We start from the raw sequence: 15872 nt of genomic DNA, 5'->3' as shown, positions 1-15872 counted from the left end.
AAAGCTGGTATTGGGAATAACCGTTTTTCATTAATCACCAAATCCAAATGGATTTGCTTTTATCGCGATAAAATCTTCTGTGGAATTATTTGTATCTTTTAATTTACGAACTCCATTGTTCGTTTTTTCGGTTTTGCGAATTACAGATTGCGATGAATAGCCACCTAATGGTGCGAAAGTAAAACCTGCATCCTGTGACGCCGTCAATTTTTTAGGAATTCTCGCGTCCTTGGTGTTTGGCTGTACTTCTACGGCATCCATAATCCAACCGACAGGTAACTGTCTGTATTTTTTTGCGGTGGAAGTCGGAACACTGATGGACGGTTCCGCATAGCTCTTCAAATTCTCCACGTCTGAACGATTCGCGTGCTTAAAAATAACATAAGCATCCCGCCCTAAATTATCCAATATCCAGTCATTCCCCGCATAATCCAATATCTCCACATTGGGAACAGCCGGATTGTCAATATCTGTTGCAAAAGGAGTTTTACCAGGGATATCTCCAAAATAAACCTCAAAATTAGCTTTGCTCAGGTCTACTGTAAGATCCGGATTCTTGATGGCTACTTCTTTTCCATTATTACCAACAAACGGTGCTTTATGGTTTAGCGCATTTTGCGCAATTACAATGCTTTTGCCGGGTTCCACTGGATAGGTCTTTCCATTGCCAGGAATCATAAATAAATCTCTTAAGTAAACATAGTCTGTATTTTCTGATTCGTAGCCGCCCATTCCTGAAGATTTACTCCAATCCAATTGGCCATTGGATTGATAGTAATCGGATTGACTGGTCGGAGATTGCCTTCCCCATAACCGGCCAAAGTAAAGACTATCGGCATATAAAACACGCTCTGTATTATTGTAAACTTCAAAAAACTGATCCCTGAATACCGCTCCTTCTTTATTATCAGAACCTGCATAGTAAATCTGCTTGATGACAAAGTCGCCCAATAGACCTGCAACCAATTCCATATCCAAAGTCGTAGAACTGGTTAAACTGATTTTTTTCAGCGAAGCATTGAATGTCACGTCCTCAATACTTGATTCTCCTGTCAAACTGTTGTATTGTGCTTTGGGTATCGTAATAGAAGCATCAATATCATATTCACCCGGTATAATAGAAGTCAGGTTGACCACACCTTGGGACGAAGAATATGTAGCACTGGTTTTTGTTGCCAGATTGGTTATCTTAACAATAACCTTGCTTAAGTCCAACTTGGTATTAAAATTTTCAGAAGCATATTTTAAATTCAGCTTAATATCCAGCGGTTGTACACCGGGTGTATTATCTTTTTTACAGGAGATAAAAGGTAAAAAGAGAAAAGGAATTAAGTAACGAGTTTTCATTGTGTTTAGTTTTTATGTTAAAATTTATAAGTCAGTTGGGCGCCATAGTTGGGAGATGAATTGGGGGCTTGCACTGAAGAGGCTCCTTCCCTATAAAAGCGCGGTTGGTAATCCAGAAAATTATAGACGTTAAATGACAGGTAAATATTCTTGCCTATTTCCTTGGCCATATTGAGACCAAAGTTCCAGTAGACATAGTTGTTTTCAATATTTGCCAAGTCAGCTTCATTTTTCCTTGCTGTGTATAATTCGAGATGCTTCGCATTGTTTATATCAAATTGATCAATGGTATGATATGTATAATCACGTGTATAATATCCTACAGGAATAATATCTCGGTAATTAGATTTATTGTAGTTTAATAATTCACAGTCGGCACTCAGTTCAATAATCAAACGCAAAGCCGGAAAATGAGTTGAACTTCGTAACTGCGCTCGACTTAAATAGTTCTTGGTAGATTTGGACGGAAAAAATCCAAGGATAACGTCATCTAACGCTGTCTTTTCGGCATTAAAATTCAAACGGCTCAGCGCACTGGAACTAGAATTGGCTAGGGTAAATGCGGCAGTAGCGGAGAAAGTCGTCATAATCTGTTGAATTCTGGGTGTAGAATACATGAGTTCCGCACCAATATTGGACGATTTATTACTATTGGCAAAGTACAGATTGGACATTAAATAGCTTCTCGTCCCCGTCTGTTCAACTATTGGTTTGCCCCCGGGCACCGCAGTAACCGTATAAGTAGGCAAGTCAATGAGTTGATCAGCCGTAACCGTGTTGATTCCGCGCGTATTTTTCTTATAGAAAAGATTCGTACGTAGCTGATGCCCATTCTTATGCCATGAAAACGATGATTCCAGCGTTTGCCCTACACTACTTTTGAGATTGCTATTATCTTTTTCATAACGCCGCAAGTAAATCAATGCCATACTTTCGTCAACCTTACCATTATAAGAGTTGAGCAATATAATTTCATCAAAAGTAGGCCCGGGATATAGTTGTGCTAATCCAGGAGATTTGAAGGACAAGCCGTATGCTAGCCCAATCTGAGTTGATTTAGAAAGTGAATAATTGATGTTCGTTCTTGGAGAAATAGAAGAGTGACCATTCATAAGATCCCAGCGAACGCCCGCCCGCATGCTAAGATCCCTTCCCCATACTTTTGTCCGCATAGCATCCTCCGCATACAAGCCCAGATTTTGCAAAGCGTTTGTTAATGAAAAATCATAATACCTATCCGATCTCGCTCCAAGATCCTTTTTGGGAATAGAAGGATCTGCAATTCTCCCCTTTCCACGGTTGATGTCATAACTATAGTTACTTCCAAAGTTTATTTTGTGGATAATATCGCCGGTAATTGCGATGGCATTTCCTTCCAATCGGGCATTTAAATTCAATGGTCTATTATCCACATGATCTAGCGCAGTATACTGACCCGGTGCATATTGTCCCTCTACAATTCCAGTTTGCACAGAATCGGTATACAGCACGACTGCACCATTATAGTAATACTCCCGATAGGTTTTCTGCAGTGTTGAACTTATTCCTGCATTGAGACTAATGCTTTTAAGGAATTTATGGTCCAATTTGTAACTGGTTCGGCTAGCAGCATTCCAACCCCAGCCGCCAAAAGAAATGGCATTCGAGAGTGGATCATCTGGATCTTTTCGGACCTGATCAATAACTTTATTGTAAGAGCCTGAGAAGGTTTGTTTCAGACGCTTATCTGGGCCAAAATAGTTTGTCCATATCAAAGTTCCATTTACGCGGTCGTATTGTTTCAGCTTATCTCTATTGTCTGCGTAAGACTGCACATAACCTAAATCCACATTAATTGTCCCAAGCTTTTTTCCGAGCTGCATTCCCTTAGACAGACCATATGAAGTTGCATTGCTCCGCACTTGAAGCCTAAAAAAAGCCGGAGTCTTGCCTGCCTGCCTTTCGATAATAACGGCACCATTTGATAAATCGCCATAGCGTGCCGGTGCTACGCCAGAAATAACTTCCAAATGTTCGATATTTTCTATCGGAATCTGACGCAGATCCAGACCGGTAAAAACATTTTCTCCAGAATAGAATTTTCCCGTTGTCGGTCGACCAGTTAAACCATAATCTGAAGGTCTAATTGCATTCGTTGAGGAAGACATACCAAATATTCCAGCATTCCGCCCTTGCATATTTCCATTGTTACCCAAAACCATGTCATCCATTATAATAGCGACACCAAAGGAGTTATTCAGTTCATTCGCGTCTCGCGATCGTCCCGTAGTCTCACTAAAAGCACCTCTCAGCGTCAGATTTTGCATCTCCTGCACAGAAGGGGCTGTATTCTTTCGGTTTGGCAATCGGTTCAGCAGATCGTTTAAACTTAGCGCCGGATAACGTTCAATCATTTCGCGATCAAATACGAGTGATGAGTTGCTCAACTCCCCTCTCTTCGCCTGTACCCCAACTTCTTCAAGAGCAAGACTCATATCTTGCAACAAAAAATTTTCAATCTTTTGCATCGAATCTAACAGGACTGTCCTTTCAACCTTTTTCTTACCAATGTAGGAAACCGATAGCGTAACAAGTTTGCCATACTGCTCTTTAGGGATGGTTAAACGATATTCACCACGGCCATCGCTCATACTGGAGAGTCCTAGTTGATCCAAAATAACAGTACTTCCCAATAGGACTTTCTTATTACTATCAGTGATCTTTCCCCGGATGTATATCGACTGTGCATGCGCAACTGCAATTGTGTAAAGTAAAATAAAACTAGTCCAATAGAGCTTTTTCATAAGTGAGAATAAAAGCGCACAAAAAGGCACATCTATTTAAAATGATTCTAAACAGATGCAAATGTAACGTATTTTAACACAGTATTTCAAATTATTTTTAATAATTCTAAATAAACTACTGCATAAAAAATTAAATATGAACTAGAAAGACGCAAAAAACAGAATACTGACACGGATAATTTTTACTTCGAAATTGTGCGTAATGCTTTTCGAATGATGTAGTGTGTTTCCTTGGTATTACTTTCTTCTTCCCAACGATGACAAAGTGCTCTAACAAAACCAGGTTGGCTTTTGCTTGCGTCATTCAGCCAATTTGCGACGCTATCCCGAACATATTTTGAAGGATCGGATTTTAGGGGTTCTAAAATAGGCAAGGCTAGACTTGGTTCCTGCTTCAACCGATCGATGTGCTTACACCATACGCCCCTCGGTCGGGTCGACTCCGAAGCAAAACGCCTCACATTTTCATCCTTCTCCATCGCCCATAGGCTCAGATAGGTAATGCTCCTGTCCAAATCAAAAGCTATCCTATTACGGATGGCCATCCAGCTGATTTCTCGTACACCAAAATGTGTATCTGCAGCAAAAGGACGTATTGATGAAAGCAGTTCCTCAATTTCAAGCTGTTTATCATTTCCAATCGCGTAGGTCGCCCAGCAACGCACGAGATCTGCAGGATGATTGGATAATATTGTCAGGAAGGTATTATCACGATTTTGTGTGATCATGTCGAACAGCGCACGTCCGATCGTTTCATTGATGGAATTTACCGTCGGTTTCTGTAACTGCTCCAACAGCAACAAGATTGGCTTTATGTAGTGAATGCGCGCATTCTGCTGAAGAATGTGCGCAAGTAAAAGCCGTTGGTCAACAGCTAGCCACTCTACAAGATTTGCAGTTTCAATTTCACCGCGGTTCAGACTGGCTAGGCAGTCTATTGAAATATCAGCTGTCCGCCTTGCCCCTTTACGTTGTACTTTGCTCATAGCTGTATGATTAACGCATCAATATTAGTCTTAGCTCGAGATTACAGTAAGGACACCAGTTGCCGCGGAAAAAGGCCACGCTAACCTTTCCATTCTCCAGAAGTTTTCCGAGCTCAATTTCGCTATGCAGCGAATTCATCAAACTAAAATTCGGGACCTTGTCCCCGATCTGCAGGCTCTTTTCGGTTAGATCGCCAGACTGAAGATCCTGAATGGATCTGCCAAATATTTCCTTTATTTCAAGACGAAGATTAGCTAAATTCGCATTTAATTTAGCAATTTTGTGTTCTAAATTTTTCATGATGCTGTACGTTATTTCTGCAAAGTTTTAAAAGTAAATGCACAATCACAATACCGCATATTATTATCCCTATGGGGCAAAAAAGTCAATTTTATGAGTATAACAGAGAAAGCAATAAAACAAAAAATATGTCCATTGGAATTTGCCGTCAATGCAATTAGTGGGAAATGGAAAATTCCGATTGTCTGGCGTATCAATGAAGGGGAAAAACGCCCAAGTGAAATGCTTCGTGGTATTGCAACAGTTGATAGACGGGTGCTAAACCAACAATTGGCCGAAATGGTCAATGATGGTATTTTAAGTAAACAATCTTTCCATGAGCTTCCTCCCAGAGTAGAGTATTCATTGACACCCTTAGGGAAAAGTTTAGTGGAAGTACTCTGGAAATTAAATGCCTGGGGAGAACTTTTATTGGAAAATTCCAATAAAAATTAGCACAAAGGGGCAGATTCGATTCACACACCGATGCGCTATTTGTACGAAATGCGTTCACCCCTGCTATGACATCTATTTACGAAAACTGCAAAACACAAAATGCTGTTTCGTGTCGAAGGGTGTTATATGGTCAATAGTCATACATTCAATTTTCCTAAAACATGTCTGGAATAAATCGCTTATTGATTGTGCTGAATACTGTTTAATAGTAATGCCACTACATTTCTTTGGCCCCTGTTCAGAAAAAGTTCCAACAACTAAAATACCTCCCACCGCAATTGATTGATCTGCGATTTTGATGTAACGATCAATCTCCTGGCGAACAGTCAAAAAATGAAAGGTGGCCCGATCATGCCAAAAATCATAAGTTGCGTCGGGAACGAAATCCAAGATATCCGAAACAATCCATTTGACTTTAGTCGCCTCATCCCCTAATCGCTTCTTCGCTCGTTCAACTGCCGCGTTGGATATGTCCAATACAGTAATATCTTCAAATCCTGCTTTCAGCAAGAAATCAACCAGGAAACTGTCACCACCACCTATATCGATGATTTTCGCCTTTTTTGGAAGGTTAGCTTGCTCTATAAAATGTAGCGATGCTTCTGGATTGGGCTGATACCAGCTCACTGATTCCAGCGGCTTGTTTTCGTATATGTCTTCCCAATGCTTCTTTCGATTAAAATTTTCCATCTGTCTATTGTCCTGGTAAAATTTGATGATTGATATCTAATGCCCTAAGGTTTAAGGCAAAATTTTTAGCTCCTTAAAGACTTTCCGCGTATCTCTTTGCGGCAGCGCGAGAAATCAGGACGATTGAACTTGCGGTCCTGAATAAGCCGCGTTGCATAGAAATAAATCTTTTCTTTTTGCTCAACATAACCTATCCACCATTCGGTGTTGATCTGATTGGCCATAGTCCAGCCCGTTTTAGACCAAACTGTACCCAGCAGTCCTGTCTATTCGAAAATATCCATATTTTCATCATAAATAGGGCTTTTCATATCCAGAAATTTCAACACACTGTGAAATACGTGATTTTGGGTCAACGTTTTATTTGGTTTCAACTGTTTTGAATGATCAGACACCCAAACAATAAAGGGAATCTCGTATTGCTCTTTTGGTGCAATGCTCATCGGCAATCCGTGCATATACAGGTTATTTTCACCCAGCGATTCGCCATGGTCCGAGACGAACAACATGGCACTCTTATATTCCTTCAATTGTTTTAGATCCTCAATCAGATTATGTAAAATATAATCTGTATAAACCACGGTGTTATCATAAGCATTGATCAACTCTTCTTTAGAACAGTTCCCGAGTTCAACACTATTGCATACAGGTTTAAACAGTTCGAATTGAGCGGGATATTTTTTGCTATATGTTGGCCCATGGCTTGTACTTGTGTGGAGCACAACAAAAATTTTATCTTTTTTACTGGAGGATATTCGCTCCTTTAGACCTGTTAAAAGTACCTCATCGTAAGCACATCCTTCACCCTTACAATTTGTGGCAAGTTGATCATTTGTTTCATATTCTTTAATATGTACAGGTGGCTCCCCCCAATTACTTGTTCGCCAGATCACATCGACATCATTTCTATAGAGATAGTTCGGCAGGATTTCGTACAAATCATCTGTATTTTTATGTTCCAATATACATTTTACCCCTGCCGTCGTATAGGTAGAGCAAGAAGTTGCGTCAAAATGATAAAGGTTGGGTGTTTTGGAAAGTAGCGGATTTGTATTCTTTTGATAGCCATATAAGGAAAAGTTATCCCTTCGAGCAGATTCACCAATAACAAGGACAACCACTGTCTTTTTGTGGTCAGTTATCGTCGCATCTGGCAATAAAATCTCTTTTTTATTTTTTTGATGTTCGTGAATGTAAAAACGCGAAATATTGACGGTATAAGACCACGGCATGGCAAGTGCGCCCAAAGTCTTCGAATTCTTGTCGATCCATAACCAATTAGTCGCATTGGCGAATATTAAAATAACGATAAATAATAGCGAAAGTGACGAAGTGATAAAGAACTTCTTTGGTTTATCCTTTATTATTTTTGCTTTAATAATGAAGATACTGGGAATAATACCGAGAAAAACGAGATAAACGATCAATTTCAGGGAAAAGAAACCGCTGGACTCGGAATAACGGGTATTCAAGATATTGCCGATCATGGTTTCATCCAAAATAACGCTATAGGTATTTACAAAATAAACGGCTACTGAATTGATCAGAAAGAACAACACAAGTATCGATTTCCCGAAGCGACGCGAGGCTGAAAAAAATAGATAAAGTACAAAAGCATTCATCACCAGCATCAAAATCATTAGACTGCCGATCAGAACAATGCCCCCAAAACTCTTATAATCAACATTTTTAAAAACAAAAGTATAAAATGGAAAATGGAAGAATATAAAATTCAACACACTCATGAAAAGGACAAAATGAACTAGTTTTAAGCTATTTTTTAGCATAAACGGTAATGATTTTATAAAGTGTACTAATTAAGCAGATAAATGTAAAATAAAATATTAGCAAATTATCATTAATTATTCTATTGACCAATACTATACTGAAAACGAGGAATAATAAAATGAAAATTGGATAATACCGTTGGTCGTTGACCCAATTCCATAATTTAAATTCCCTGCTAAAAAAAATTCCGAGCAGCCCCGAAACATATCCTATAATACAGCCACTAACTACATCTAATGGATAATGTGCCCCCAACGCGACGCGAGATAAAGCAAGCATTAACCCAATACATGTTAAACCAAAAAACCACATTATTTTATAACTCAATCGTTGCGGCATAAAAGCATACATGATAACGGTCAGCGTTGTAAATATCGTAATGGAATGGCCCGAAGGCAAGCTATTGTTACCAAGAAGCATCTTACCAGTAATTAAAAAACTCGTTTGATTAAACACCGCTGCAGGTCGTGGTACAGCAAATGCCACTTTTAAAACAATGGAAAAAAAAGCTGAAATTAGCGATGCTGATATCAATGCTTCCCATAATTTAGGCGCATATAATACAAAAACACTCAATAGTGACAGGCTAATTAAACAATCTCCAAACTGTGTAAAATTAGACTCAAGATTTGGATATTGTCCGAGGTAAGCATTTATTGTGAAAAAGCTATTCTTCTGAATGACCGTATAGCCATATACATTCAATGCATGATTAAAATAGAGAAATAGCATGAGCAGAACTAATAGAAGTATAGGTAGAAAGAACAAAGGTTTTCTAAGCCTAGCATAATTATGGGTTATCGTCGAATTCATATTCATCGTCTACTCGTCTTTTAATCGAGTAAAGAACGGTTCGAATTCTGTAGAAATTTAGAATTTTAAGCTTGAACATATTTTGTTTAATCTATTGGATCCCTTTGCCGTTAGGTCAGGAACGTCCTATATATTGATAAATGCCAAATCGGTCCATACGCATGGCATATTTTGACGGGTGCGTTTTTTCAATTTGCCGGTATCCGTCGCTTGATATTGTTATTACGGATGTTGCCATGGACTGCGATACCCTCTCTGCAATAATTGAGTTGCTTCAGGGTCATTAATACATATTTTTTGCGTAGGATCATAAACCAGGGGCCGATTCAACTGCATCGACAAATTGGCTAATATGCAACTCGCGGTGGAGATATAGCCTTCTTCAATATCGGCTACAGGTAGGTGATTATTTTCAATTGCTGATAAAAGATCAAGCATATGTCGTCGCGTTGCCGGAGCTGTATGCAGTTCTATTCGATGCTCTTCCAGATCTTTAGGAAACGTCTCTTTTTCTAAGATAACATCCTTTCGGATAGTCTCACCTTCTCCGATGGGAATGAACTCATATTTCATCACACTTCCCTTTAAAGTACCTTTGTCACCGTATATAACAAATGCCCAAGGATATTCAGGGTCTGTTGCTGCTCCCCATGTCCTATGCTGCCAGACACAGTTAAGATCTTCGTATTCAAATAGAGCGGTCTGCGTATCTGCAATCGTCGATTTGCCTTCTTTTTGGACATAAATACCGCCTTTGGCACTCACGCTTTTGGGCCATTTAAGTTGCAAAAGCCAACGTACCGTATCAAACATATGCATCCCCATATCGCCGGTTATCCCATTTCCATAAGCCATAAAGGTTCGCCACCAGCTGCCATGCGGTAAACCATCGTAAGCTCGTAAAGGTGCCGGTCCTGTCCATAACTCATAATCTAAGAACTCTGGAACTTGTTGTGTAGGCGGGTTACCATTTTTCCGCATATGATAGTAGCAGCACATCTCCACATGCGAAACCTTACCAAGCAGGCCGCTATCGACCACCCGCTTCTTAGCGTCGATGAGATGCGCCGTACTCCGCCGTTGGGTCCCTACCTGCACTTTCCGGTTATATTTTCTAGCCGCGCGCCATATGGCATCGCCCTCAAGTACATCCACACTGATGGGTTTCTGCAAATAAAGGTGAGCCCCCGAACGCATCGCGTCTATAGCCTGTCTTGCATGCCAGTGATCCGGTGTGCCAATAAGGATAAGATCGAATTTATGGTTAGCGAGCATCTCCCTATAATCTCTATAAAGCTTTGGAACCTTTTTTGAAACCTGGCGCTCAGCAGTTAATCGCCCCGCCTCCTGCAAATGGTTGTCGTCAACATCACATATGGCGATAACATCAACATCCCGAACCTGCATTAAACGGAACAAATCACTCTTCCCATACCAACCCGCACCGATCAATCCGACCCGAAAATTTTTAATCGCATCTTTAAACGACAGACCTTTAACTTGCAACGCGGATAAAGTTAAGACTGCTCCCGCTCCTTGAATAAATTTTCTCCGATTTAGATTGAACATAGACACAATTTGCTGGTTTATTACCTAATATAAGAAAAATAAGCAATAAACAATAAAATATTGCATCAACAAGCGCAGCTATAGAGCGGATAATCTGGGAAATTACGGAAAGAAAGGCTCGGAAGATATAGATATTTAACGACTATTAGCAGTCGGGGAATGGATTAAATCCGTTTGATGGACTGAGTCCCGGCTTTGATTAAAGGTTCCGGGACTGTGCCAATTTTCTTATAGACTAAAACTATTCAAAAAACTCTCTAATTCTTCAATTGCTACATTATTTGCTGAAGAGACAGTTGCAAATCGATTTGATTCGAGATATTGAATGCTAGTCAAACCATCGTTTTCAAACATGCTCCAGTCAAAAGACGCCAGCCAACCTTTATAAGGCTTAACCTGCATTTTGGTTCCTAGGTCTTCAATTGATTTTAGGTCGATATAGTTCATCAAATTTAACTTTACCTGATCCGAACCTGGACCGGCTCCGTCGGTAACCATCAAATAAATATTTTGCTCTCCCTTCACATAGTTTGCCGTTGCGTAAGATCCTGTCTCCGCATCCTCGAAAGCCGTCACCTCTGTGAGCTTAAATCCGTTGATTTCCGGTTTGAACTTTGCCTTAAAATCAGCCGAACTGATAGGCTTCACCTTTCTCAGCGCTGTTGCTAATTGTTCAACCTTCAATGAGTCTGAATTTACCTGCACATATTCAATGTGTTGAACAGCTAATTGCTCTCCGGCAAATACAGCCTTTGAATTGGCCATGCTCGCTAGGGCCGCACATACCATACTAATTCCTAAATAAGGATACTTCATATTATTATTTCTCTAATCTTTCTCCCCTATAAACAAAAAGCACACCACTCTTTCAGATAACCTTCACTATTTCTTCAAAAATAGTGTAAATTCACGTTTACCAAACAGTTAGGAAATGAAAGGAGAAACCATATACCTAAAAGTAATATTATTTTACGTGGCTTCGCTGGTGTTGTTTGCTTTCGCTGCCGCTGTGACCAAACAGACAGCGTTGCCTGATTTACTTTCACTCTGCCTCGCGACATTCCTCAGCTTGGCTTTAGTTTACCTGTTTAAAGCTTGGGATAAAATTAGTTTTTCTCAAATTGGGTTAGGGTTTAACAAAAAGAGTGTGCTCAATTTTAGCGCTGGCTTATGCTTAGGTTTTGTTATGGTCGGCCTTATGGTTATAATACTAACAAATTTTGCCGAAGTATCTTTTAAAAAACAGGTATTTATCGACCCAAAAATACTGACAATACATATTCTTCTATACTTTTTCGTCGCCTGTCGGGAAGAGTTGGTCTTTAGAACCTATTTCTTATGGCGATTGAAAGATAAACTCGGCACTGTTGTGGCCTTCTCAATTATGGTACTTGTTTTTATTTTAGAACATTTATTTACCGGTTTTACACTAAAGGCGGCAGTACTGGGTTCAGGACTTGGAGCCGTACTCTTTGGTCTTGCAGTACTAAGAACCCGCAATATTGCACTATCTATCGGACTACACTTCGGCTGGAACCTGACCCATTGGGCGTTTGGATTTAAAAACAATACAGGTTTATGGGTAGAGAGTGTTGCAAAGGGTAGCGAACATCAGTCTGAAAACATCGCGTTTATTGCCTATACGATTGTAATGCTTTTGGGTATTCTCATCATCTATAGACTATCAAAAAAAACATCGTTTCAAAGGAACAATAGGAACCAGATCCATTAATTCCACAATCGATGCACAAGACATCGGCAAAAGCTTTTTCAAACATATCATTTCCTTATTCATATCGACGCCTTGTAGACACGAAGCTACAACAACCAGACTTACTGCAAGTTCTAAAAATAAAGGCACGGCTTTTGTAAACTACTAAGTAAAAAAAAGTATTATGAGAAGAACGCCTTACACCACATCTGTTATTATATTACTCGTCTTATGTGTGATTATACTAATGACCACATGTTCAAAAATTGCCTAATTTATATCCAGTTTGGGCAAAATTGCAAAACCAGTGATAACGACGAGTTCATCGCTGAAAACAGCATCTAAAAAATAGATTCTTAGGCCCTCCTCATGGCTTTCATCAAGTAGCTAAATTTCGCTTTATTGATCAGGAAAGAACGCGATCCAGACAGATTGTACAAAATTTCGTTATTCCCGGACGTATAATTACAAAAAAGCCCTAGAGCGGGGAACTCTAGGGTCTTAGCCATATATTAACCTATTTTATGAAAAGTATTTGTATCAATAACGTCTTAGTTTCCTATTTATTTTGTAAAACATAGAAATTTCTTAAATTTTCTTTTTTCGTACAAAGATTCAATTCCTATCACTTGCCTTGTACCTATTCCTATAGGTGTCTTTTACCAGTTCATATCAATTACCTTATAGCGGTTGTGCTAAACCAATCAATAATCCCTCTACTCCCCTTAGATAACAGAGACGATACGCATTTTCATATTGTACAACCTCCCCGACCAGCACAGCTCCATGATTGTCAGTTAGCCGCCGCAGTACATCATCTATATCTTCAACGGTAAACATTGCCCGCAAATAACCCAAGGCATTGACCGGAGCGTTTCTATGATCTGCAATTATCGCTGGATCAAGAAATCTTGAAAGCTCCAATCGGCTATGCCCATCTGGTGTCACCATCATGGCGATCTCCACATGCTGAGCACCGAGACCTGTTATTCGACCTGCCCATTCCCCTTTAATCTGTGCCCTTCCCTCCAAATGTAAACCAAGTTCTGAAAAAAACGAAATCGCGTTGTCCAACGACTCCACCACGATACCCATATTATCCATTCGAAGTAACTTACTCTTTTCCATAATACATCATTTATAAGGACTTATAATTCCTATTAAAGATACAAAGGAAAATTTTAAGGCGACCACTTTACCCAGTCTTTAGAATTTATAGGACAGGCCAGCTTTTACCATAAAAGGTGTTCCAGGGGTGAAATGCAATTCAGAAACGGGCTGTTGTTCATTTCTTAATCGAGTCTCGGTCTCAAACTGTGCTTCATTCCATTTGGTGTCAAATACGTTTTGGACCTGCAACAAAAAATTCCATTTTCCCACGCCATAGTTCAGCAGGAGATCGTTGACCAAATAACCTTTAGCACGTACCGAATTATCTTCTATCGCTGGTTTTGTATTCATATAACGATAGCGCAAGTTGGCCGAAATGCCGAGCGGTAGCTTCACAGATACTCCCCCTGTACTTGTTAAAGAAGGTACCAGCGGGATATAGTTTCCGCCTTTTGGTTGGTCAATTGCCCGCGCGTAAGCATAGTTGATGTCGCCATCAAAATATAACCATGGAGTAGCTTGATAGCGTAGACTCAAATCAGCCCCCAGACGTTTCGTTTTGCCTGAAGGCTCTACAACAGCTTCATCCCCGACGTACACAAATTCTTGCTGCAGGTATAACCCCCATAAAGCAGGCTGGATAAAGAGGTTATCAGTTGGCTTCCAGATCAAGCCAAGATCTGCACCAAAGGAAATGGGCATAATATCTTTTCCCTGTTGTTCCATCACCACCCTGATATCGTTGGAATGAAATCCCATACCCGTTTTCAAATAGATTTGGGCGCTATGATTGAACGTATATCCAAAGTTCAGCTTTGGGCTGATTCTTGTTGCAGAAGCCTCTTGCCCTGCAGGATCACTTTTCAGCTTATCATGCAAGTTGAAAATCAAGTGATCGACACGTAATGCAGGATTAATCGTCCATTTTCCAATACGCCAATCCAGATTGCTATAGGCATGAAGATTCATTTCTACACCCGAAATATGCGAAAGCCGATCCAATAATTCGTCGCGCTGATAGACATGGTTCAGTTGAAGATCTTTGATATCATCCACTCGGAGCCCAAACCCCGATGTCCAAGAAAGCTGACTATGATCAAAATGAAATTGGCGATTGTATTTGTTTTCGATACCGTACAAGTATCGATTATCAACCTGCTCTATTTCATCGCCATGAATGGGGTCTTTCAGAAAGAAAGTAAAATCCGAAAACAACTGAAAGTTATAGCGCGAGAAGTAAACATTGCTTTCCCAGCTTTCCTGATCACTGATCAGCGCACGGTATTGCATCGCCAAATTCATGCGGGATGTATTCCCGCCTTCTGTAGAATCAATCGAACCCCAACGGCTAATCAGTCCCTGACGAACAGCCCGCTCCGGAATCTGACCCGATGCATTCCAACCCGAACTGAATATGGACCCCTGGAGATTGATATAATGTTTCTCATCGATCCACTGATTATATTTCGCAAATAGATTGACACGACTAAAATTTTGCTTGATGTCAAAAGGACCATTCGAATAATTGAACTCTCCTGCGGCATAGGCATATTTATTCTGCTCATGGTTATTCAGCAGATTAAGCATGGCCACGGTACGCCAGGAATCAAAAGAACCGCCTTCAACCTTAAAAAGATTATGATCCAAATGATCCAAGGTGGTAAAATTAACATAACCCGATGTGTTCAAATCGCCTTTGTCTGCATAATAAGCACCCTTGCCAAAATCAATGTCTTTTACCGTTTCAGGAATAATAAAATGGAGATCTGCGTATCCTTGACCGTGCGCATGAGAGACCATATTAACGGGAATGCCATCTGCAGTAATGGCAATATCTGTACCGTGATCATTATCAAATCCACGCAAAAATATTTGCTCAGCCTTTCCACCACCGGCATGCTGTGCTATAAAGAGCCCAGGAACTTTTCGTAACAGATCTTGCGCCGAATTAACGGGAATCTTACTTAAATCAACTTTGCTCAATGTTTTACTGCTATTGAATGCATCCACCTGAATTTGACTCAACTGCACTTCATTTTTTTGCATCTCGATTTCAATCGGAGACTTCGTTTCTTTTAGGATGTATACCTGATCGAGATAGCCAATCCGGCTCAACAATAAAGTATCCGGAAATGTTCCCGGCTGTACGGAAAAAGTACCATTCGATGCTGTATGACTATGTTTTATTCCACGTTGGTAACGTATATTGACTTCTTCTAATCTCTGTTTACTATCCTTATCTTTCACAGTTCCCTGAATTACATGTTGCTGGGCATAACTGTGTGTAGTAGCCATTAGGCTTATAAAAAAGGTGATTTGATGTTTGTTCATATCCTATT

The 15872-nt window shown here is 40.0% G+C and carries 13 protein-coding genes and 1 pseudogene; 2 read left to right on the top strand and 12 right to left on the bottom strand.

The window, feature by feature from the left end; translation table 11 throughout:
• Positions 1–30: 30 nt before the first annotated feature.
• From AAH582_RS11235 to AAH582_RS11220, 4 genes are all read right to left on the bottom strand, one after another.
• Positions 31–1347: a DUF4876 domain-containing protein gene (locus tag AAH582_RS11235; RefSeq protein WP_343322187.1), complete on the bottom strand. Its 1317-nt coding sequence runs from the start codon at positions 1345–1347 to the stop codon at positions 31–33.
• Positions 1348–1364: 17 nt separating this feature from the next.
• On the bottom strand, positions 1365–4130 hold the full coding sequence (locus AAH582_RS11230; protein ID WP_343322186.1) for a TonB-dependent receptor: 2766 nt from the start codon (positions 4128–4130) through the stop codon (positions 1365–1367).
• Positions 4131–4312: 182 nt separating this feature from the next.
• Entirely contained in the window at positions 4313–5116 is an 804-nt protein-coding gene (locus tag AAH582_RS11225) for a DNA alkylation repair protein (RefSeq protein ID WP_343322185.1), read from the bottom strand.
• A 10-nt stretch (positions 5117–5126) separates the two neighbouring features.
• Positions 5127–5417: a redoxin family protein gene (locus tag AAH582_RS11220; protein WP_046676475.1), complete on the bottom strand. Its 291-nt coding sequence runs from the start codon at positions 5415–5417 to the stop codon at positions 5127–5129.
• A gap of 93 nt (positions 5418–5510) precedes the next feature.
• On the opposite strand from AAH582_RS11220, the gene AAH582_RS11215 reads away from it, so the two are divergent.
• On the top strand, positions 5511–5852 hold the full coding sequence (locus tag AAH582_RS11215; RefSeq protein WP_070560815.1) for a winged helix-turn-helix transcriptional regulator: 342 nt from the start codon (positions 5511–5513) through the stop codon (positions 5850–5852).
• 72 nt (positions 5853–5924) lie between these two features.
• Here AAH582_RS11215 and AAH582_RS11210 read toward each other — a convergent pair whose 3' ends face one another.
• From AAH582_RS11210 to AAH582_RS11185, 6 genes and pseudogenes are all read right to left on the bottom strand, one after another.
• Complete coding sequence (locus AAH582_RS11210) at positions 5925–6542, bottom strand: class I SAM-dependent methyltransferase (RefSeq protein WP_046676270.1); 618 nt, start codon at positions 6540–6542, stop codon at positions 5925–5927.
• A gap of 51 nt (positions 6543–6593) precedes the next feature.
• Positions 6594–6784, bottom strand: a pseudogene (locus AAH582_RS11205) (penicillin-binding transpeptidase domain-containing protein); the annotation flags it as partial.
• Between the two features lie 24 nt (positions 6785–6808).
• Entirely contained in the window at positions 6809–8329 is a 1521-nt protein-coding gene (eptA, locus tag AAH582_RS11200) for a phosphoethanolamine--lipid A transferase EptA (RefSeq protein ID WP_046676269.1), read from the bottom strand.
• On the bottom strand, positions 8316–8906 hold the full coding sequence (locus AAH582_RS11195) for a phosphatase PAP2 family protein (protein WP_313372527.1): 591 nt from the start codon (positions 8904–8906) through the stop codon (positions 8316–8318). The genes eptA and AAH582_RS11195 overlap by 14 nt, the downstream gene beginning before the upstream one ends.
• A 459-nt stretch (positions 8907–9365) precedes the next feature.
• Positions 9366–10712 carry a Gfo/Idh/MocA family protein gene (locus AAH582_RS11190; protein ID WP_231585348.1) on the bottom strand — a complete coding sequence of 449 codons (1347 nt, stop codon included), beginning with the start codon at positions 10710–10712 and terminating at the stop codon, positions 9366–9368.
• 228 nt (positions 10713–10940) lie between these two features.
• Positions 10941–11528 carry a hypothetical protein gene (locus tag AAH582_RS11185; RefSeq protein ID WP_343322184.1) on the bottom strand — a complete coding sequence of 196 codons (588 nt, stop codon included), beginning with the start codon at positions 11526–11528 and terminating at the stop codon, positions 10941–10943.
• A gap of 115 nt (positions 11529–11643) precedes the next feature.
• On the opposite strand from AAH582_RS11185, the gene AAH582_RS11180 reads away from it, so the two are divergent.
• Positions 11644–12444, top strand: coding sequence for a CPBP family intramembrane glutamic endopeptidase (locus tag AAH582_RS11180; protein ID WP_343322183.1), 801 nt, complete (start codon positions 11644–11646; stop codon positions 12442–12444).
• A 660-nt stretch (positions 12445–13104) separates the two neighbouring features.
• On the opposite strand, the gene AAH582_RS11175 is transcribed toward AAH582_RS11180, so the two are convergent.
• Both AAH582_RS11175 and AAH582_RS11170 read right to left on the bottom strand, forming a co-directional pair.
• Positions 13105–13551, bottom strand: coding sequence for a VOC family protein (locus tag AAH582_RS11175; protein ID WP_343322182.1), 447 nt, complete (start codon positions 13549–13551; stop codon positions 13105–13107).
• 78 nt (positions 13552–13629) lie between these two features.
• Positions 13630–15864 carry a TonB-dependent receptor gene (locus AAH582_RS11170; protein ID WP_343322181.1) on the bottom strand — a complete coding sequence of 745 codons (2235 nt, stop codon included), beginning with the start codon at positions 15862–15864 and terminating at the stop codon, positions 13630–13632.
• Positions 15865–15872: the final 8 nt, after the last annotated feature.

This window comes from Sphingobacterium multivorum (genome assembly GCF_039511225.1).
Lineage (GTDB): Bacteria > Bacteroidota > Bacteroidia > Sphingobacteriales > Sphingobacteriaceae > Sphingobacterium.
This window is presented reverse-complemented; position numbering and strand designations above follow the sequence as displayed.